The organism is Polaromonas sp. UBA4122 (genome assembly GCA_002381615.1).
Taxonomy (GTDB): Bacteria; Pseudomonadota; Gammaproteobacteria; order Burkholderiales; family Burkholderiaceae_C; genus Polaromonas.
Map to the genome: position 1 here is coordinate 1 of DFWY01000154.1, position 19,871 is coordinate 19,871.

A 19,871-nucleotide genomic window follows, 5' to 3' on the forward strand; every position below is an offset into this window, starting at 1 on the left:
CCAATCCTCTCGTATCAGGTCAGGGTTTCGAGCGACTTCGGGCAGCGGGCATTGAGGTCGAAGTCGGTCCAGGAGCCGCCGAATCACGCGAGATCAACATCGGCTTTTTCAGCCGCATGATCCGCAAGACGCCCTGGGTGCGAATGAAAATTGCATCGTCTCTTGATGGCGCCACGGCGCTGGCCAATGGCCAGAGCCAATGGATCACATCGCAAGAAGCCCGGGCAGATGGCCACGCCTGGCGCGCGCGCGCTTGTGCCGTGCTGACGGGCATTGGGACCCTGCTTCAAGACGATCCCCGGCTGGATGTCCGCCTGGTCGAAACACCCCGGCAGCCCTTCCGCATCATTGTGGACAGCCGGCTCCAGACACCGCCCGGCGCCAATATTTTCAAGGCCGGAGGCCCCGTCTGGATTTACACCGCGACGCGCGATGCAGCCAGGGAAGCCGCGCTGGCAGCCCTGGGCGCCACGGTGACCTGTTTGCCAGATGCCCATGGAAAAGTGGATTTGGCCGCCATGATGAAAGACTTGGCGCAGCGCGAGATCAACGAGCTGCATGTCGAGGCCGGCAGCAAGCTCAACGGCTCACTGATCCGTAACGGGCTGGTGGACGAATTTTTGATTTATCTGGCGCCCAAGCTGCTCGGCCCTGGCCTTGGCATGGCTTCGTTTGGGCCGCTGCAAACGCTTTCTGACGCGATTGCGCTGCAATTTCAGTCCACCGAAATGGTAGGGGTTGATTTGCGTGTGATCGCCCGCGTGGCTGGGCGGGACCAGTTCTAAAGGCCCTGGATCAGACGGCCTTTTCAAGCCTTTCATGTGCTCGCCCGTCGCGTGGCCCGATTCCCTGCGAAAATAGCCGGATGTTTACCGGAATCATTACCGGCTTGGGGCGCATCGTCGCCATCCATAGCCTGGGCAGCTCTTCAAATCATGGCAAGCGGCTCACAATTGAGGCGCCTGCGGGTTATCTTGAGGACGTGGCGTTGGGCGACAGCATTGCACTCAACGGTGCCTGCATGACGGTCACGGCGCTGGACAGCGCCCACAAGCAGTTCTCCATCGACATTTCCGCCGAATCGCTTGCCAAAACCTGCGGCTTGGCTGAGACCGGCGTCATTAATCTGGAAAAGGCCCTTCGCGCCAATGACCGCCTGGGGGGCCACATCGTTGCTGGCCATGTGGACGGTATTGGCAGCGTGACGCATTTTGCCCAGGTCGGCGAAAGTTGGGAGCTGCGCCTACGCGTACCCCACGAGCTGAGCAAATACCTGGCGTACAAGGGCTCCCTCACCGTCAATGGCGTGAGCCTGACGGTGAACCGGGTCACTGACCTGGCTGACAGTGCTGATCATGCTGCTGGCAGTGAGATCAGCATCAACCTTATTCCCCACACGGTGCAAAACACGGCGCTGGGCCAACTGACGAAGGGCTCCCAGGTCAATCTGGAAATCGACCTGATCGCGCGCTACGTCGAGCGCATGCTCAAAGACACCCCTACACAAGCACAGGCTAAGCCATGACAACTGTAATTTCCCCGGTTGAAGACATCGTCGCTGAGATGCGCGCGGGCCGAATGGTCATCTTGGTTGATGAAGAAGACCGCGAAAACGAAGGCGATCTTGTGCTGGCCGCAGACCATGTCACGCCCGAGGCGGTCAACTTTATGGCTCGCTTTGGTCGTGGACTGATCTGCCTGACCCTGACGCGCGAACGCTGCGAGCTGCTGCAACTTCCGCCCATGGCCGCCCGCAATGGCGCTCAATATTCCACGGCATTTACGGTTTCCATTGAAGCCGCCGAAGGCGTCACCACCGGCATTTCTGCAGCAGACCGCGCCCGTACGGTGCAGGCCGCAGTGGCCAAAAACGCGAAGGTCAGCGACCTGGTGCAGCCGGGCCATATATTTCCCTTGCAGGCGGTCGATGGCGGTGTTCTGATACGGGCGGGTCATACCGAGGCGGGTTGCGATCTGGCGGGCATGGCGGGCTGCACACCTGCTGCCGTGATTTGCGAAATCATGAACGACGACGGCACCATGGCCCGCCTGCCTGATTTGCAGGTGTTTGCCGCTGAACACGGCCTGAAGATCGGAACCATTGCCAACTTGATCGAGCACCGTAGCCGCAACGAGTCGCTGATCGAGAAGATCGGAAGCCGCACGCTTCAGACCGCGTTCGGCGAATTCACGGCCCACGCCTTCAGGGACAAAACCAGCCAGGGATTGCATCTGGCGCTGGTCAAAGGGCAATGGTCGGCTGACGAGACCGTGGCCGCACGGGTCCACGAGCCATTGTCGGTGCTGGACTTGCTGGAAACCGGCCGCTCGATGCATTCGTGGAGCCTGGACCAGAGCCTGAAGCACATCGCCGATGAAGGCAAAGGTGTGGCGGTGCTGCTTAACTGCGGCGAAAGCGCAGCGCAACTGCTGGCGCAGTTTGAGGGCACCGCACGCGCAGCCCAAGCGCCTGAGCGCGGCCGCATGGACTTGCGCACCTACGGTGTGGGCGCGCAGATACTGCGTGAATGTGGCGTGCACAAAATGAACCTGATGGGTAATCCACGCCGCCTGCCCAGCATGACCGGTTACGACCTCGAAATCGTTGGCTACATCGCAAAAACCAAATAATCAAATCAAAGGAAATTTATTGTGTTCGGTGCAGAAAAAGGCTGGTCTGACAAGCTTGACGGTAAAAAACTTTCCATTGGCATGGTGCAGGCACGCTTTAACGAAAGCGTTACCAACGCCCTGGCCGAGGCCTGCAAGCAGGAGCTCGCAGCACTGGGCGTGGAAGAAAAAAATATCACGCACGTAAAGGTGCCCGGCGCACTGGAGATACCCTGTGCGCTGCAAGCCCTGGCGGAGAGTGACAAATACGATGCCCTGGTGGCGCTGGGCTGCATCATTCGCGGCGAAACCTATCACTTCGAACTGGTGGCCAATGAAAGCGGCTCGGCCGTGACGCGCCTGGCGCTTGACTACCAGTTGCCGATTGCGAACGCGATCTTGACGACCGAGAACCTCGCGCAGGCGCAGCTGCGTCAGGAAGAAAAAGGACGCGATGCCGCGCGCGTGGCCGTCGAGATGGCCCATCTGCTCCACGAACTTTCCTGAGCCCCTGCTCCCAAAATCACTCACTTAACAGGCGCTTCATGGCTGAACCCATCCTCAAACCCAAACGACCCCCGCAAACCCGCACCGGCCTGACCGACACGGGCGTGAAAAAGGCGGCGGACAAGTCGGCTCGCACCCGTGCGCGTGAATTCGCCCTGCAAGCCCTGTACCAGCACCTGGTTGGCCGCAATGAGGCTGATTCCATTGATGCCTTCACCCGCGACCTGGTGGGCTTTCACAAGGCAGACTCGGCCCATTACGATGCGCTGCTGCATGGCTGCATCCGCGATGCACAGAAGCTTGACGACGACATCATTCCCTTGCTGGACCGGAAAATGACCGAGATTTCACCGGTTGAACATGCCGTGCTGTGGATAGGTGCTTACGAATTCAGCAATTGCCCGGACGTTCCCTACCGAGTCGTGATCAACGAATGCATTGAGCTGGCCAAAGCGTTTGGTGGCACAGACGGCCACAAATACGTCAACGGTGTTTTGCACCAACTGGCGCCCTTGCTGCGCGCTGCAGAAGTTGCCGCCGACCAATCCAAATAAGGCCGCGCCATAAAACTGCCACATAAAACCGGAACCATGAAAGGCTTGCCGTGAAAATCGCCCAGCGGGCTCAGCGGATTGAGCCGTTTTATGTCATGGAGGTTGCCAAGGCAGCCTCGGCCTTGGCGCAGCAGGTGGCACACACCGCCTCGCCCATGATCTTTCTGAACATCGGCGAGCCCGACTTCACAGCGCCACCGATGGTGCAGCAAGCCGCCAGCAGCGCCATCGCGCAAGGCAACACGCAGTACACCCAGGCCACCGGTCTGCCGGCACTGCGCGAACGCATCAGCCATTGGTATGCCACACGCTTTGGCGCGCAGGTGGCACCCAGCCGCATCATCATCACGGCGGGGGCCTCCGGCGCACTGCAGCTCGCTTGCCTGGCCTTGATCGATGCAGGTGACGAAATCCTGATGCCCGACCCCAGCTATCCGTGCAACCGGCATTTCGTGAGCGCCGCTGAAGGCACCGCGGTGTTGATCCCGACCACGGCCGATGAACGCTTTCAACTCACCAATGACAAAGTGCAAGCGGCATGGAACCCCAAAACGCGCGGCGTGTTGCTGGCGTCGCCCTCCAACCCGACAGGCACCTCCATCGCGCCCGAGGAGCTGCAGCGGATTCACGAATTTGTGCGCAGCCAGGGCGGCATCACCCTGATTGATGAAATCTACCTGGGCCTCAGTTATGAAGAGCACTTTGGGCACTCGGCGCTGGCCATGCCCGGTGAGCTGGGCCAGAGCGTCATCAGCATCAACAGCTTCAGCAAATACTTCAGCATGACGGGCTGGCGGCTGGGCTGGCTGGTCGTTCCAGAAGCGCTGGTACCGGTGATCGAGCGGATTGCGCAAAACCTGTTTATCTGCGCCAGCACCGTGGCGCAGCACGCCGCACTGGCCTGTTTCGAAGCCGACAGCCTGCTGGAATACGAGCGCCGCCGCGCCGAGTTCAAGGCACGGCGCGACTACTTCATTCCCGAGCTCAACCGCCTGGGCCTTCGCGTGCCCGTGATGCCTGACGGCGCGTTCTACGCCTATGCCGACTGCAGCCAGGCCGCAGCGCGTTTGGGCGTGAGCGGCAGCTGGGACTTTGCCTTCGAGCTGATGAAGCGTGCCCATCTGGCCGTGACGCCGGGACGCGATTTCGGCCTGGCCGCACCGGAAAAATTTGTGCGATTTTCCACCGCAAGCTCCATGGATCATTTGCAGGAAGCCGTCGCCCGGCTGGAGTCAGTACTTGGCTAATATAGCCCCCACGCTTGTTGCTTCGCATACTGCGCTGCCCCCCGAGGGTGCTAATTTTCCTAGGGGCGGCCCGTCGGAAAATTGCCTGCCGCCCCCGGCTCCGCCAAAAACCGACTTCAGTTGGCCGGTGCGTGTGTATTGGGAAGACACGGATGCGGGTGGCATTGTTTTTTACGCCAACTACCTGAAATTTTTTGAACGTTCGCGCACGGAGTGGCTCAGATCACTCGGCATTGAGCAACAGCGTCTGAAGGACAGTTCGGGTGGCATTTTTGTGGTGCTTGAGACCAGCATTCGCTACCACCGCCCTGCCCGTCTTGACGATGAACTGATTGTTACGGCGAGCATTGTCGAAACAGGCCGCGCATCCATGATAATCAAGCAGCAGGCGCTATTAAAAACAGAGCAACCGAGTACTCAGTGTACAACCCTGCTCTGCGAAGGCACGATACGGATTGGCTGGGTCCGTGCCGCCACCCTCCAGCCCATGCGTATGCCTGCTTCCCTTCTTGACAGCTTAAAAACTTGATAAACGCTTCAACATGAACCAAGATTTATCCATTGTCAGCCTCATTCTTCACGCAAGCTGGGTCGTCCAGGCGGTGGTCGCACTATTGGTGGGAATTTCCATTGCCAGCTGGGCCGCGATTTTCAGAAAAATCGTTGCGATCAAGCGGGTTCAAAGGCTCAACGACGAATTCGACCGGGAGTTCTGGTCCGGCACCAGCCTGAACGACCTGTTTGCGGGGGCGGCCCAAAACGCCAAACACTCGGGCTCCATGGAGCGCATTTTTGCCAGCGGCATGCGTGAATATCAAAAGCTGCGCGAGCGCCACATCACCGATGCAGGCACCCTGCTGGACGGGGCGCGCCGGGCCATGCGCGCCAGTTACCAGCGTGAAGCCGACGCGATTGAGGTCAACCTGTCTTTTCTGGCTACCGTCGGATCGGTCTCGCCTTATGTCGGTCTGTTCGGTACGGTCTGGGGCATCATGCATGCCTTCACCGGCTTGGCGGCGCTTGAGCAGGTCACGCTGGCCACGGTGGCACCCGGCATTGCAGAGGCTCTGGTCGCCACGGCGATTGCCCTTTTTGCAGCCATACCCGCCGTGGTCGCCTACAACCGCTTCGCGCACGACATTGACCGCATCGCGAACCGTCTGGAAACCTTCATTGAAGAGTTTTCCAACATTCTGCAGCGCAACCTGGGGGCCCAGTCGCCCTCAGGTCACTGAACCCAAGAGAATACCGCCGTGCCAGCTATCAATCCGCGCGGCCGGGGCCGCCGCAACATCAGCGAAATCAACATGGTGCCGTTTATCGACGTCATGCTCGTGCTGCTCATCATTTTCATGGTGACGGCACCGCTGATCACGCCCAGCATGATTGCCCTGCCCAAGGTCGGCAAGGCCCCCAGCCAGCCGAAAAATCCGGTGCAGATCATGATCAACAAGGACGAGACCGTTCAGATCAAAATCAAGACCGATGCCGTGCCCAGCAATGTGCGTAATGTGGCGGCCGACATCGTGAAGAGAGAGCCCGCAGTCAAAGCGGCGGGCGCAGAGGCGGTGCCGGTCGTCATCAGCGCCGACAAGTCCATCAAGTACGAAACCGTGGTCCAGGTCATGGACACCCTGCAAAAAGCCGGTGTGTCGCGCGTCGGCCTGTCGGTACAAACTGGCAAGTGAGCAGAAGGCTGCACGGCACCATGCCCAGCGCTACAGACCGCCTTGACTTTGGCCCGCCTCGCGATGCAGGTTCACTGCGCGCTTTTGGGCTGGCCTTGCTCGTCCATGTCCTGCTCATCGCTGCGTTGACCTGGGGCGTCAACTGGAAACGCAGCGACCAGACGGTTTCGTTTGAAGCCGAGTTGTGGTCCAGCGTGCCCCAAGAGGCTGCGCCAAAGCTTGTCGAGACGGCGCCTACTCCACCGCCTCCTGCTCCATTGCCTCCTACTCCTTCGCCTCCACCGCAGCCCGCCCCTGCACCGCCTGAAGTCAAGGTGGCGCCACCCGCGCCCGACGTTGACATTGCCCTGGAGCAGGAAAAAAAACGCAAGTTGCTGCAGCAGCAAAAAGAGGCTGAAGCGCAGAAGGTACTTAAGGCAGAGAAGGCGGCGGAGAAGCTGAAAGCCGAGCTTCAGGCGAAAAAAGAAAAAGAGAAGGAAAAAGAGAAGGAAAAAGAGAAGGAAAAAGCGCAGCAAGCCAAGGAAGAATTGGCCAAGCGCAAGGTTGCTGAAGAAGCCAAAAAGGTAGCGGCGATAGAGGCGAAAAAGCAGGAAGCCAAAGACCTAGAGAAGCAAAAGCTGGCAGCTGCAACTGCGGAGAAACAGCATCAGGCAGTTGTCGATCACATCATGGGCCTGGCAGGGGCCTCAGGCGGTGCCAATGCGAAGGGCTCCGGCCAAAAATCCAGTGGGCCGTCGGCCAGCTACGGCGGCAAAGTCAGGGCCGCCGTCAAACCCAATGTGGTATTCACCGACGACATTGCCGGCAACCCTAAAGCCGAAATTGAAGTGCGCACCACACTCGATGGCACCATCATCAGCCAGCGCCTCGTCAAATCAAGCGGCAACAAGGCCTGGGATGACGCGGCAATCAAGGGCGTGATTCGCACCGGCACCCTGCCGCGGGATGTCGATGGCCGCGTGCCGGTGCCCATGATCCTGGAAATGCGGCCGAAAGACTGAAGTCGGCAAGCGCTGGGACAGGCCCGCCCTGTCACTCTGATTGCTATAAAATAAATAGCTGCTTGCGCCCGTATCTATTGGGCTAGAGCCCTATTTCATTCATAAACTATGCTGGCCAGCCCTCTATCGGCCTGCACCATCCAACTGGCCAGCGCCGCATCGCTCGGGAAGAATCTGGCGGCGTCACCCAGGTGAAGCTCGGCTCTGGCGCCCTCAGACCCGTATTGCCGCCGCAGGCTCAGGCGCACCGGCAAGCCGCGGCTGAGCTCGCCCTGCTCCGACATTTCACGGCGCGGCGGAAAGTCTCTGACCAGCCGCGCAATGTCTGGCGCCGTGCCATTGACGGCCACGCGCAAATACTTGCCGAACTTGCAGCGCGCGGTCTCCAGGTCCCACACCTGCGTGACCTTGAAGCGGCGCCCAAAGCGCTCGGACGCCCCTTGCAGCGTACCTTGCACAATCACCAGCTCGTCATCTTTCAGCAAGTTGCGATGCGCATTGAACACGGCCTCATCGACCGACGCTTCCAGCACGTCGGTTTTGTCGTCAAGCTTGAAGAGGATCAATTTGCCGCGATTGCCATTGATGACGCGCAGGTCGCTGACGATGGCGGCCAGCAGTTGCGGCTCGCGTGAATCAATCAGATCTTCGATTTTTCGCTTGGCAAACTGCCGCACTTCAGCCTCGACCTCGTCAAACAGGTGGCCCGACAGGTAAAAGCCGATCGCCGTTTTTTCGAGCACCAGGCGCGCCTTCACGCCGAACGGCACGGCCTCGACCAGCGCTGGCTCCTGTGTGCTGGCCGCATGCGAATCCGCCATGTCGAACAGCCCGCCCTGGTTGGCATTGGCTTCTGCAGCGGCGGCAAACTCAAAGGCGCGGTCCACCGATGCCAGCAGTTCAGCGCGGTTCAGGTGCAGATTGTCAAAGGCACCGCCCTTGATAAGCGCTTCCACGGTGCGCTTGTTGAGCTTGCTGCGGTCCACCCGCACGCAGAAGTCGTACAGCGAGGTGAAGGGACCGGTCGCCTGGCGGGCCGCCACGATGGCGGCGATCGCCTGCTGGCCGGTGCCCTTGATGGCGCCCAGTCCATAGCGCACGGCAGTAGCGCTGATGGGCTCAAACCGGTAGTCGCCGCGGTTGATATCGGGCGATTCGAACTGGATGCCCATTTTCTGCGCATCGCCAAACAGTGTTTTCAGCTTGTCGGTGTCGTCCGCCTCCACGCTCATGTTGGCCGCAAAGAACTCTGCCGTGTAATGCACCTTGAGCCAGGCGGTGTGGTAGGCCAGCAGGGCATAAGCGGCAGAGTGCGACTTGTTGAAGCCGTAACCCGCGAACTTTTCCATCAGGTCAAACACCGCATCGGCTTTTTCTTCGCTGAGGCCGCCCTGACCCGCGCCTTTGCGGAACACCGCACGATGGGTGTCCATCTCATCTTTGTCTTTCTTGCCCATGGCGCGGCGCAGCATGTCGGCACCACCGAGCGAGTAACCGCCCAGAATCTGCGCGGTCTGCATCACCTGCTCCTGGTAGACCATGATGCCGAAGGTCTCTTCCAGAATGGGCTGCACGCGCGGGTCCGGGTACTCGGGCACTTCCTTGCCCTGCTTGCGCGCGATGTAGGTCGGAATCAGCTCCATGGGCCCGGGCCGGTAGAGCGCATTCAAGGCGATCAGGTCTTCCAGCCGGTTCGGTCTGGCATCTTTGAGCATGCGCTGCATGCCGATACTTTCAAACTGGAACACGGCTTCGGTCTGTCCACGGCCAAACAGGTCATAAACCTTCTTGTCGTTCAGCGGCAAGTCCTCGAAGCTGAAATTCTTCTGCGCGGGATAGCGCTGGATGATGAAGTCTTTGGCCATCTCCAGGATGGTCAGCGTGGCCAGGCCCAAAAAGTCGAACTTGACAAGGCCGATCGCCTCCACATCGCTCTTGTCGAACTGGCTCACCGCCGAGTTGCTGCCAGGCTGCGCATAGAGCGGGCAAAAGTCGGTGAGCTTGCCCGGTGCAATCAACACGCCGCCAGCGTGCATGCCGACATTGCGCGTCAGGCCTTCGAGCTTGCGGGCCAGCTCCAGCAGGGTGCGCACGTCTTCTTCCTTGCGCTCGCGCTCGGCCAGAATGGGTTCGGCCTCCAGGGCATACACCAGCTTGTCGTTTTTATCCCGGTCCGCAGGCGGCAATTGCAGTGTCACGGCCTGACCGGGCTTGTTGGGAATCAGCTTGGAAATACCGTCACAAAAACCATACGGAAAATCAAGCACACGGCCCACATCGCGAATCGCCGCACGCGCCGCCATGGTGCCAAACGTGACGATCTGGCTCACGGCATCCTTGCCGTATTTGTCCTTGACGTAGTCGATCACGCGGTCGCGGTTAAGCTGGCAAAAATCAATATCGAAGTCGGGCATGGAGACCCGCTCCGGATTCAGGAAACGCTCGAACAGCAGGTTGTATTGCAACGGATCCAGGTCGGTAATTTTCAGCGCATAGGCCACCAGCGAGCCCGCACCGGAGCCGCGTCCCGGCCCGACCGGACAGCCATTGTTTTTTGCCCAGTTGATGAAATCGCTCACGATCAAAAAGTAGCCCGGGAACCCCATGTTCGCGATGGTGTTGATCTCGAACTCCAGCCGGTCCGCATAGACCGGCCGTTTCTGCTCGCGCAGCGCTTCATTGGGGTATAGATGCGCCAGACGCGCTTCCAGCCCTTCAAACGAAGACTGCCTGAAGTAGTCGTTAATCGGCAGCCGCACGCCGTCCACTTCGGGCGTGGGGTAGTTGGGCAGCATGGGCTTGCCCAGTTCCAGCGTGAGGTTGCAGCGCTTGGCAATTTCCAGCGTGTTGGCAAGGGCCGAGGGCACGTCGGCAAACAGCTGCGCCATCTGGGCCGACGACTTGAAATACTGTTCGCGCGTGAACCTGCGCACGCGGCGTGCGTTACCCAGAATTTCACCTTCGGCAATACACACGCGCGCCTCATGGGCCTCATAGTCCTCGTAGGTCAGAAACTGCACGGGATGGGTCGCCACCACGGGCAATTTGAGCCGGGCCGCCAGTTGCACGGCGGCCGCCACATGGCGCTCGTCGTCCGGGCGCTGGGCGCGCTGCAGCTCCAGGTAAAAGCGATGGGGAAACAGGCCAGCCAGATGCAAGGCACATTCCAGCGCGCGCGCGCCGTCGCCCTGCACCAGGGCCTGGCCCACGGCACCGCCCTGTGCCGCCGACAGCGCAATCAGGCCCTCATTGAGTTCTTCGAGCCATTCCAGCTTGATGACGGCCTGGTCGCGCACCACATTTTTTGTCCAGGCGCGCGTGAGCAGTTCCGACAGGTTCAGATAGCCCCGGTGGTTTTGTACCAGCAGCAGCAGGCGGGCCGCCGGCGCACCGGCCTCTTTTCCCGGCACCTGCACCCAAACGTCGGCACCTATCAAAGGCTTGACACCGGCCTTGCGGGCTTCCTTGTAAAACTTGACCGTACCGAACAGGTTGCTCAGATCGGTAATGGCCAGGGCCGGTTGCTGGTCCGCTGCGGCGGCTTCGACGATTTCATCAATGCGGTTGGTGCCGTCTACGACTGAAAACTCGGTGTGGATTCTTAAATGGACAAACAGGCTCTTCATATGCGCTTCATTTTAGGGCGGAGGCCCAGGCGTTTTCAAACACGCTATCGATTGACGCATCGACAAAGTCACCGAATTCCCATAGCGGTGCTGAATCACCGTGATGCGCTACAGGACAAGACGGTTGTAAGCCTTTGTACAGTCGGGCATTCGCTGCGAAAAAGCCGCGATTTTCATGCAAGAAGAAGGCGTAACAAACGTTTACCAACTCGATGGGGGCATTCTGAAATACTTCAAAGTTAGCTGCCACGCCCATTTTGAAAGCGCATGCTTTGTATTTGACGAGCGCCGAGCCTTGGACCCGGCCCTCCAGCCCCGGGTCCATGTCGGCGCAGTGCCTGACAACTGAGCGGGGCAAGTGGCGGGAAGTTTGAAAGGCACTCGCTTTTAAGCGCCAAAATCCAAAATGCCCTTTACGTTTCATGGATCTGACATGCCCTTATCACAACCCACCCTTCATTCTGACGATGTGGCCGCTGGCCTGGCCCAGCGCTTTCAACAGGTCCGCGCGCAAACCGAATTGCTGGCGCAGCCGCTGAGCGCCGAAGATTGCCAGCTCCAGTCCATGCCGGACGCCAGCCCGGCCAAGTGGCATTTGGCCCACCTAAGCTGGTTTTTTGAAACCTTTGTACTCGAAGGGTTTGAAGCGGGCTTCAAACCCTTCGATGCGAGTTTTCGGGTCCTGTTCAACAGCTATTACAACGGCGTTGGCGACAAGTACCCGCGCGCCAAACGCGGCCTGATCAGCCGCCCCTCGCTGCAGGACGTGCTGGCCTACCGTGCACAGGTCAATGCGCGCGTACTGAAGCTGCTGACGGGCGCTGAAAACAGCACCCGAAACGACCTGGTGCAGCTCATCACCCTGGGGCTGCATCATGAGCAGCAGCACCAGGAGTTGCTGCTGACTGACATCAAACATGCGCTGTCGTTCAACCCGGAGTGGCCCGCCTACGCCCAGAACTGGCCGCTGGCCGACATCGATCCGCAGCCGCTGCGCTGGCACCGCTACGCCGGCGGCCTGGTGAGCCATGGTTTTGACGCTGTGCAGGATGGACCGTTTGCCTTTGACAACGAGACACCGCGCCACCGCGTCTACATTGCGCCCTTCGAGCTGGCCAGCCGGCCCGTCACCAACGGTGAGGTGATGGCGTTCATCGCCGACGGCGGCTATCAGCGGTCCGAATTGTGGCTGGCGATGGGCTGGTACTGGGTCGAAGCCGGTCAACGGAACCTTCCGCTTTACTGGCAGGGAGACGCCGACGATTACCGCCATTTCACGCTGCAAGGGCTGGTAGAAGTGGACCCGAACACGCCGGCCTGCCATCTGAGCTACTTTGAGGCCGATGCACTGGCGCGCTGGGCCAGTGCGCGGCTACCCACCGAGTTTGAATGGGAACTGGCCGCCCGCACCCTGCCTGCTTCAGGCGAGCAGCCAGCAAACTTTGCAGAGAGTGCGTCCTACCACCCCTTGCCGCAACAACCACCCGGCAGTGGCATTCCGGTGCAGATGCTGGGCGATGTCTGGGAGTGGACGCAGTCCAACTACAACCCCTATCCCGGCTACAAAGCGTGGGAGGGCGTGGTGGGCGAGTACAACGGCAAGTTCATGTGCAACCAGTTTGTGTTGCGCGGTGGCTCCTGCGCCACGCCGCAAAGCCACATGCGTGCGAGTTACCGTAACTTTTTTCCGCCCGACGCGCAGTGGCAGTTCAGCGGCCTGCGCCTGGCGCGCGACGCTTGAGCGTTGACGCTGCGCAAAAGCGCAACATCCTCGGCCTGTTAACGCTGGAACTTGCCGGCTACCTCGGCCACACGCTTGCCTAAATTACGGGCATTTTCGAGGTCGCCTGGCAGCATCTCATTGGCACCCGTATCTGACGGGGACTGAGCCATGGCACCGCTGTACGATCCCAGGTAGTTGAGGTCGTTACGCTGGGCGGCCTTGCTGTTACTGGGCAAGACACCCTGGCTCACCCAGATACCGCCATGCTGCATGGCCAGGGTAAAGAGGTAGTTCAGCGTGGACATCTTGTCGCCATTCATGCTGGCGCTATTCGTGAAGCCGGCAAACAGCTTGTCTTTCCAGGACTGGGTGTACCAGGGCTTGGAAGAGGCATCGGCAAACTTCTTGAACTGCCAGCTGACGCTTCCCATGTAAGTGGGCGAGCCCATGATGACGGCATCAGCGGCATTGAGCGTGTCCCAGCCGCCTTCGGGCAGCTTGCCCTCGGCATCAATGGTCACGAGTTCTGCGCCAGCACCTTCAGCCACGGCTTGCGCCATGCGCAGGGTGTGACCATAACCCGAGTGAAAAACAACGGCAACTTTTGTCATGTCAAATTTCCTTGAAGAGGGTAAGAGCAAATAAGACCTGCGGCGCGGGCCCGGGAAACATCGGGAAGGGATGGGTCGGACGACTACAGCGGAAACGCCGCCTTCATGCGTTGCGCTTGGCGTCCAGGCTCCAGGCACCGGCACCGTGCGCTACCAGCACCAGCAGGCCACCCACCACCGCAATGTTCTTGTAGAACATCAGTTGCTGGACCATGGCCTGGTCAGCGGGCACGCCCCAGAAATTGTGGAACACGAAAGTAGCCACCAGCGTGAACAGCGACAGCGCCAGTGCCGCAAAGCGGGTGCCAAATCCGGCGATCAGCGCCAATGAGCCAGCCACTTCGACAACGATGGCGATCACGGCACCCAACTCAGGCATGGGCAGGCCCTTGGAACCGATGTAGCCCACGGTGCCGGCAAAGCCGCCCATTTTCATAATGCCAGCGGGCAGGAATAGCAGGGCCAGCAGCAGGCGGCCCACGAGGGTCAGGGGATTTCGAAGGCTTGTAAACATGAAGGAAGTCCTTTGAGCTTGAAAGAAAGAAAAAATAGAAGGTTAAAAAATCAGGCTGCGAGGTCGAACACCAGCACCTCGGCATCCTGGCCGCCGGTCAGCGCAATGTGGTGCTCGCCCTCGACCAGAAGCGCATCGCCACCGGTCAACTTGCGGCCATTCACATTGAGTTCGCCGCGCACCAGGTGTACATAACTTTTGCGCACTGGGTTCAACGGCAGCGTGGCCGCCTCTGCACCGTTAAACAGGCCTGCATACATTTTTGCGTCCGCATGAATCGTGACTGAACCCTGCGCGCCATCGGGTGAGGCCACCAGCCGCAGCGCCCCGCGCTTCTCGGCCTCAGGGAAGGTTTTTTGCTCGTAGCTGGGCGCTATGCCGGTCACGTCGGGCTCAATCCAGATTTGCAGAAAATGCGTGGTCTGGCCTTCAGCGTGGTTGAATTCGCTGTGCTGCACACCGGTGCCCGCACTCATGCGCTGCACATCGCCCGGCGGTATACCCTTGACGTTGCCCATGCTGTCTTTATGCGCCAATTCGCCGCTCAGCACGTAGCTGATGATTTCCATGTTTTGGTGGCTGTGCGTGCCAAATCCCCGGCCCGCCGCAATGCGGTCTTCATTAATGACGCGCAGGTTGCCAAAGCCCATGTGCGCCGGATCGTAGTAGCCGGCGAACGAAAAGGAATGAAACGACTTGAGCCAGCCGTGATCGGCATAGCCGCGTTCGCTGGAGGATCTTTTGATCATCATCTGGAGCTCCTTTCAAGCTGTGCTGCAATGCCTCCAATGTAGCTGCCGGCATCGTTTTGGCCGTTGCGCTTATTTGATGGCATCATTCAAATTATTTGAATCCTCATCATGGCAACCTTCAATAACCAGGTACGCAATGCCCTCACCCCCGAATCCATTGGGCTGATCGACGCGGTACACCGCACCGGCAGCATGGCAGCCGCCGCGCGCGAAGTGGGCGTGGTGCCCAGCGCCCTGACCTACCGCATTCGCCAGGTGGAAGACGCCCTCGATGTGCTGCTGTTTGACCGTTCGTCGCGGCAGGCCAAGCTGACCGAGGCGGGCAAGGAACTGCTGCGCGAAGGCAAGCGCCTGCTGATGGAGCTCGATGCCGTGGCCAACCGCGTCAAGCGCGTGGCGACAGGCTGGGAGCCGCAGCTCACCCTGGCCGTTGACAGCGTGATTTCGCATAGCACGGTGATGGAGTTGTGTGAGGCTTTTTTTGCGCTGGATCCGCCCACACGCCTGAGAATTCGCGAAGAGGCGTTGTCGGGCACGCTGGAGGCTCTCACCTCGGGTCAGGCCGACCTGGCCATCGGCGTTGCCCTTGAGCCGGCGCTGAACAAATCAGTGCACAGCAAGCCGCTGGGCGCCATTCACTTCATCTACGCCGTGGCGCCTCACCATCCGCTGGCCCAGGCCACCGAGCCCGTCACGGACGCGATGCTCATGCCGCATCGCGCTGTGGCTGTCGCCGATTCTGTGCAACGGGGCCGCGGCGTGACGATAGGCCTGCTCGGCGGTCAAGACATATTTACCGTGCCAGGCATGCAGGAAAAACTCGATGCACAGCTGCGCGGCCTGGGCGGCGGCTTCCTGCCGGAATACCTCGCGCGGCCTCACATTGCCACAGGACGGCTGGTGGGAAAACAGATGCAGCGGCCTGCACGCCTGATACCCCTGCGCTATGCCTGGCGCCATGCAAGCGATGGCCGCGAAGGGCGCGCCTTGCAGTGGTGGCTGAAACAACTGGACAATCCCATCACCCGAAAAGCGCTACTGGAGCGTGAACGGTCAATTTAAAAACCCGCTTTGCAGGCGCATGGGTCGCGCCTGCGTGTAGAGTGCGCTTATGGTTTTCGTTTATGGTTGCACTGTGATGACGAACTCTGCTGAGTAATGCTTGAATGTTGCGCCCCTTTCATCAACCCAGAAAAGTACAAAGACATGAAAAAAAAATCCCGCACCGCTTCTTCTGAAACACCCGCGCAGCGCCATATCGCCGTGGTGGGTGCCGGCATTGCCGGCATCGCCTGCGCCCGCACGCTGGCGCAGGCTGGGCACCAGGTGACCGTGTTCGAAAAAAACCATGGTGCAGGCGGACGCATGGCCACCCTTGACACCGAATATGGCGGGTTTGACCACGGCACCCAGTACTTCACCGTGCGTGACACGCGTTTTGAAAAGGCACTGGCCACCGCCTCCGGGCTGGTACGCCCCTGGAGCGCCAATACCGTTCGCATACTGGACGAACTGGGCCGCGTCGTGGCCTCGTCGCCACCTTCCAAGGAAGCGCACTGGGTCGCCACGCCTGGCATGAATGCACTGGTTCGGCAGTGGGCCCAGCCTTTGGCCGACGGCGGCCAGCTGATGCTTGAAACCGAAGTGATCCGGCTGGAGGCCGACAAGCTGCACCCACAGCGCTGGCAGCTGCAAACCGAAGGCCCCGGCGCAGGCAACCCGATTCATTCCGGCTTTGACGCGGTGGTCCTGGCCGTCCCCTCTTTGCAAGCGTATAACTTGCTGCTCAATTCGAAGCAGGACAGCCCCCTGCTGGAGGCACTGGCCGGGGTGCGGGTGGCGCCGTGCTGGAGTCTGATGGTGGCCTTTCCGCAAGCGGTGCAGCCCACGCTGGCGTATCTGGGGCCCCAGTGGAACGCGGCGCGCAGCACCCACCACCGCATTGCATGGCTGGCCAGGGAGTCGTCCAAACCCGGGCGTAGCCCGATAGAACGCTGGACCGTCCAGGCCAGCCCCGAGTGGTCACAGCGCCATCTGGAAGACGACGCCGAGCGCGTCAAAGCCAAACTGCTCAAGGCCTTCACCGAAGTCACCGGCATACGCGCCGAGCCACCCTACGCCGAGGTACACCGCTGGCGCCATGCCCAAACCACCGAGCCGCTCGGAAAAAGCCACGCCTGGGACCGCAAATCCCGCATCGGCGCTTGTGGCGACTGGTGTCTGGGCCACCGGGTGGAAGACGGCTTTCTGTCAGGTCTGGAAATGGCCCTGGCAATTCTTTAAAAACGCGAGCGACAAGCGTGGGGGCCCTACCCTACACGGGTCGGTTTGCACCATCGCCAACGGGTCCTCTTCACGCAGGGTCACTCGTCGCGGCGCTGGCCAGCTGGCTTGACGCCCGCGCGCACGGTGGTCAGTGGCTGGTGCGCATTGAAGACGTGGACACGCCGCGCTGCGTGCCCGGTGCTGACCAGACCATTCTTGCGCAACTGGCCGCCTGCGGCTTGGTGCCGGACGAGCCGCCGGTCTACCAGTCGCAGCGCAGCGCCCTTTACCAGCAGGCACTGGATCAACTCGTGGCCCAAGCTTGGGCCTACCCCTGCGGCTGTACGCGGCAGGACATCGCACGGGCGCTGGCAGCCTCCGGACAGCCACGGGAACGTCATGACGAGTTGGTGTATCCCGGCACCTGTCGCCAGGGCCTGAACGGCCGGGCAGCGCGTGCCTGGCGCTTCCTGGCGGAAAAATATGAACAAAATAGGCCTCTATCCCAAGCAGGACGGGTGCAAGCAGCTATTAAATCAGTAGCAAAATTAAATGACACTGCGACTGCCGCAGATACCGAACTTGTCTGGCATGACCGGCGGCTGGGCCTCCAAACACAGAACGTCAGCCGTGAGGTCGGCGACTTTGTACTCAAGCGGGCCGACGGTTTCTGGGCCTACCAGCTGGCCGTAGTGGTCGATGACGCCGCCCAGGGTATCACCCACATCGTGCGCGGTCAGGATCTGGCCGACAACACAGCGCGGCAAATCCTGCTGCAGCACGCGCTCGGCCTGCCCGAGCCGCGCTACCTGCACACGCCGCTGGCGCTGGGGGCCAACGGCGAGAAATTGTCCAAGCAAAACGGCGCGCAGGCGCTGGACACCCGCCAGCCGCTGGCGCTACTTCAGGAGGCGAGCCAAACATTGGGGCTGGTGGGCAACATCAACGCCGGCACGCCAAGCGAGTGGCTGCAACAAGCCGTGCCCCTGTGGGCAAGCCGACTAAAATCACAAGGTGATTGAAACTCCCCCCTCCAACCCCTCCGCCTCGCCGGAAGGCGCTCCCAGCGATGTGAGCCATCCCCGCAACATCCGCAGTTTTGTACGGCGCACCGGCCGCACCACCATCGGCCAGGCCAAGGCCTTTGCGGATGTCGGCCCCCGGTTTTTGCTGCCCTACACAACGGCGCCCATGGACTTCGCCGCTGTTTACGCCCGCACAGCGCCGACCATCCTGGAGATCGGCTTTGGCATGGGCGAGGCCACGGCGCATATTGCTGCCTTGATGCCGGAGAAAAATTTCCTGTGCTGCGAAGTCCACACGCCCGGCGTCGGCGCGTTGCTCAAACGCATTGACGAACAAGCGCTTGGCAATATCCGCATCCTGCAGCACGACGCCGTGGAGGTGATTGACCACATGCTGCCGCTGGGCAGTCTGGATGGTGTGCATATTTTCTTTCCCGACCCGTGGCACAAGAAGAAGCACAACAAGCGCCGCCTGATTCAGCCACCCCTGATTGCCAAGCTGGCCGCTCGCCTCAAGCCCGGCGGCTACCTGCACTGCGCCACCGACTGGCAACCGTATGCCGAGCAGATTCTTGAAGTGCTGAGCGCCGAGCCCTTGCTGAGCAACACGGCGGACGCATCCAGCGGCGGCTATGCGCCCAAGCCCGATTACCGGCCCCTGACCAAGTTTGAAAACCGTGGCATCAAGCTCGGGCACGGCGTCTGGGATGTGGTCTTCACGCGTGTCTGAAGCCACGCCTGAAGCCTGGTCTGTGCAGGTGTGAGCAAGCTGCCCGCGCACCGTCTTCCAACGCGCCACGGGGTCAGCCCCAGTTGCGTGGGCTTGCCCGCAGGCCAATGGCACACCATCACTGATTTTTTGCTGCAGCGCTTCCCCGCCATTGCGCGGGAGGTCTGGCTGGCACGAATGGCAAGTGGCCTGGTGGTGGACGAATTCGGCGAGCCCGTCACACCGGACCGTCCTTACCGCGGCCACATGCGGGTGTACTACTACCGCGCCCTGCCAGACGAACTCCGCGTGCCGTTTGAGGCCACCGTACTCTTTCAGGACGAGCATCTGGTGGTGGCCGACAAACCTCATTTTTTGCCGGTCACGCCCTCGGGCCATTACCTGCAGGAGACGCTGCTGGTGCGGCTAAAAAACCAGTTGGGCATCGACGATTTGATACCGATTCACCGGATTGACCGTGAGACCGCGGGTCTGGTTCTGTTCTCGATAAACCCCAGTGAGCGCGACGCTTATCAGGCCTTGTTCAGGCAGCACAAAGTCACAAAGCACTATGAAGCCATTGCGCCATGGCGCGAAGGCCTCAGCGTTCCGCTCACGCACAAAAGCCGCATTGTGCAGGGCGAGCCCTTCTTTCGGCAATGCGAAGCGCCGGGCGAGCCCAATAGCGAAACACATGTTGATGTGCTGGAAGTCAAAGGCGACCGGGCGCTGTATTCCTTAAGCCCGGTCACCGGCAAAAAGCACCAGCTGCGTGTACACATGAATGCGCTGGGCCTGCCCATTCTCAATGATCGGATGTATCCGCCGGTTCACCCCACCCCGGATGACGACTACGCCCGCCCCCTGCAATTGCTGGCGCAGTCGATTGCCTTTGAAGATCCGGTCACCGGGCAGTCACGGCAATTTGAAAGCCGGCTCCGCTTGTTGCTGGCCTGAACCGGGGTTTTGCAGGCCAACCTCAAGCCATGATTTCTTGGGCCGTGATCTGGTACTTGAAATCATCCGGCGCATAAGAGTC

20 protein-coding genes and 1 pseudogene are annotated in these 19,871 nt (G+C 60.5%); 17 read left to right on the forward strand and 4 right to left on the reverse strand.

From position 1 onward, the window contains the following. From ribD to tolA, 10 genes are all read left to right on the forward strand, one after another. Window positions 1–785, forward strand: a 785-nt coding sequence (gene ribD, locus B3F77_RS18290) for a bifunctional diaminohydroxyphosphoribosylaminopyrimidine deaminase/5-amino-6-(5-phosphoribosylamino)uracil reductase RibD (protein WP_293606334.1), incomplete at its 5' end; no start/stop codon positions are given. Window positions 786–865: 80 nt separating this feature from the next. Beyond that, the gene (locus tag B3F77_RS18295) at window positions 866–1,525 is read left to right on the forward strand and encodes a riboflavin synthase (protein WP_293606335.1); all 660 of its coding nucleotides are present in this window, start codon (window positions 866–868) and stop codon (window positions 1,523–1,525) included. Then, a complete protein-coding gene (gene ribBA, locus B3F77_RS18300) occupies window positions 1,522–2,631 on the forward strand; it encodes a bifunctional 3,4-dihydroxy-2-butanone-4-phosphate synthase/GTP cyclohydrolase II (protein WP_293606336.1) in 1,110 nt (369 codons plus the stop codon). Before B3F77_RS18295 ends, ribBA begins: the two co-directional genes overlap by 4 nt. Before the next feature lie 21 nt (window positions 2,632–2,652). Next, the gene (gene ribH, locus B3F77_RS18305; RefSeq protein WP_293606337.1) at window positions 2,653–3,117 is read left to right on the forward strand and encodes a 6,7-dimethyl-8-ribityllumazine synthase; all 465 of its coding nucleotides are present in this window, start codon (window positions 2,653–2,655) and stop codon (window positions 3,115–3,117) included. Window positions 3,118–3,155: 38 nt separating this feature from the next. After that, entirely contained in the window at window positions 3,156–3,671 is a 516-nt protein-coding gene (gene nusB / locus B3F77_RS18310; RefSeq protein WP_293606338.1) for a transcription antitermination factor NusB, read from the forward strand. Window positions 3,672–3,721: 50 nt separating this feature from the next. Then, on the forward strand, window positions 3,722–4,918 hold the full coding sequence (locus B3F77_RS18315) for a pyridoxal phosphate-dependent aminotransferase (protein ID WP_293606339.1): 1,197 nt from the start codon (window positions 3,722–3,724) through the stop codon (window positions 4,916–4,918). An 85-nt stretch (window positions 4,919–5,003) separates the two neighbouring features. Next, window positions 5,004–5,447, forward strand: coding sequence for a tol-pal system-associated acyl-CoA thioesterase (ybgC, locus tag B3F77_RS18320; protein ID WP_293606353.1), 444 nt, complete (start codon window positions 5,004–5,006; stop codon window positions 5,445–5,447). Between the two features lie 13 nt (window positions 5,448–5,460). Then, window positions 5,461–6,153, forward strand: coding sequence for a protein TolQ (tolQ, locus tag B3F77_RS18325; RefSeq protein ID WP_293606340.1), 693 nt, complete (start codon window positions 5,461–5,463; stop codon window positions 6,151–6,153). 18 nt (window positions 6,154–6,171) lie between these two features. Beyond that, the gene (locus B3F77_RS18330; protein WP_293606341.1) at window positions 6,172–6,606 is read left to right on the forward strand and encodes a biopolymer transporter ExbD; all 435 of its coding nucleotides are present in this window, start codon (window positions 6,172–6,174) and stop codon (window positions 6,604–6,606) included. 20 nt (window positions 6,607–6,626) lie between these two features. Next, window positions 6,627–7,607 carry a cell envelope integrity protein TolA gene (tolA, locus tag B3F77_RS18335; protein WP_293606342.1) on the forward strand — a complete coding sequence of 327 codons (981 nt, stop codon included), beginning with the start codon at window positions 6,627–6,629 and terminating at the stop codon, window positions 7,605–7,607. 95 nt (window positions 7,608–7,702) lie between these two features. Here the strand turns inward: tolA and dnaE are convergent, their stop codons facing one another. After that, window positions 7,703–11,233: a DNA polymerase III subunit alpha gene (gene dnaE, locus B3F77_RS18340; RefSeq protein ID WP_293606343.1), complete on the reverse strand. Its 3,531-nt coding sequence runs from the start codon at window positions 11,231–11,233 to the stop codon at window positions 7,703–7,705. A gap of 28 nt (window positions 11,234–11,261) precedes the next feature. On the opposite strand from dnaE, the pseudogene B3F77_RS18345 reads away from it, so the two are divergent. Next, window positions 11,262–11,582: pseudogene (locus B3F77_RS18345) on the forward strand (rhodanese-like domain-containing protein); the annotation flags it as partial. Between the two features lie 84 nt (window positions 11,583–11,666). After that, complete coding sequence (gene egtB / locus B3F77_RS18350) at window positions 11,667–12,974, forward strand: ergothioneine biosynthesis protein EgtB (protein WP_293606344.1); 1,308 nt, start codon at window positions 11,667–11,669, stop codon at window positions 12,972–12,974. Window positions 12,975–13,012: 38 nt separating this feature from the next. Here egtB and B3F77_RS18355 read toward each other — a convergent pair whose 3' ends face one another. From B3F77_RS18355 to B3F77_RS18365, 3 genes are all read right to left on the reverse strand, one after another. Further along, window positions 13,013–13,567, reverse strand: coding sequence for a flavodoxin family protein (locus tag B3F77_RS18355; RefSeq protein WP_293606345.1), 555 nt, complete (start codon window positions 13,565–13,567; stop codon window positions 13,013–13,015). A gap of 103 nt (window positions 13,568–13,670) precedes the next feature. Then, on the reverse strand, window positions 13,671–14,081 hold the full coding sequence (locus tag B3F77_RS18360) for a DoxX family protein (protein WP_293606346.1): 411 nt from the start codon (window positions 14,079–14,081) through the stop codon (window positions 13,671–13,673). A gap of 50 nt (window positions 14,082–14,131) precedes the next feature. After that, window positions 14,132–14,833: a pirin family protein gene (locus B3F77_RS18365; protein WP_293606347.1), complete on the reverse strand. Its 702-nt coding sequence runs from the start codon at window positions 14,831–14,833 to the stop codon at window positions 14,132–14,134. 108 nt (window positions 14,834–14,941) lie between these two features. Between B3F77_RS18365 and B3F77_RS18370 the strand changes: the two genes are divergently transcribed. The 5 genes from B3F77_RS18370 (at window position 14,942) to B3F77_RS18390 (ending at window position 19,789) form a co-directional block, all read left to right on the forward strand. Further along, on the forward strand, window positions 14,942–15,895 hold the full coding sequence (locus tag B3F77_RS18370) for a LysR family transcriptional regulator (RefSeq protein ID WP_293606348.1): 954 nt from the start codon (window positions 14,942–14,944) through the stop codon (window positions 15,893–15,895). Window positions 15,896–16,039: 144 nt separating this feature from the next. Next, window positions 16,040–17,116, forward strand: a complete 1,077-nt coding sequence (locus B3F77_RS18375; RefSeq protein WP_293606349.1) for an NAD(P)/FAD-dependent oxidoreductase — start codon at window positions 16,040–16,042, stop codon at window positions 17,114–17,116. A 17-nt stretch (window positions 17,117–17,133) separates the two neighbouring features. Next, window positions 17,134–18,120, forward strand: a complete 987-nt coding sequence (gluQRS, locus tag B3F77_RS18380) for a tRNA glutamyl-Q(34) synthetase GluQRS (protein ID WP_293606350.1) — start codon at window positions 17,134–17,136, stop codon at window positions 18,118–18,120. Beyond that, a complete protein-coding gene (gene trmB / locus B3F77_RS18385) occupies window positions 18,113–18,853 on the forward strand; it encodes a tRNA (guanosine(46)-N7)-methyltransferase TrmB (RefSeq protein ID WP_293606351.1) in 741 nt (246 codons plus the stop codon). The genes gluQRS and trmB overlap by 8 nt, the downstream gene beginning before the upstream one ends. A 30-nt stretch (window positions 18,854–18,883) precedes the next feature. Continuing rightward, entirely contained in the window at window positions 18,884–19,789 is a 906-nt protein-coding gene (locus B3F77_RS18390) for an RluA family pseudouridine synthase (RefSeq protein ID WP_293606352.1), read from the forward strand. Window positions 19,790–19,871: the final 82 nt, after the last annotated feature.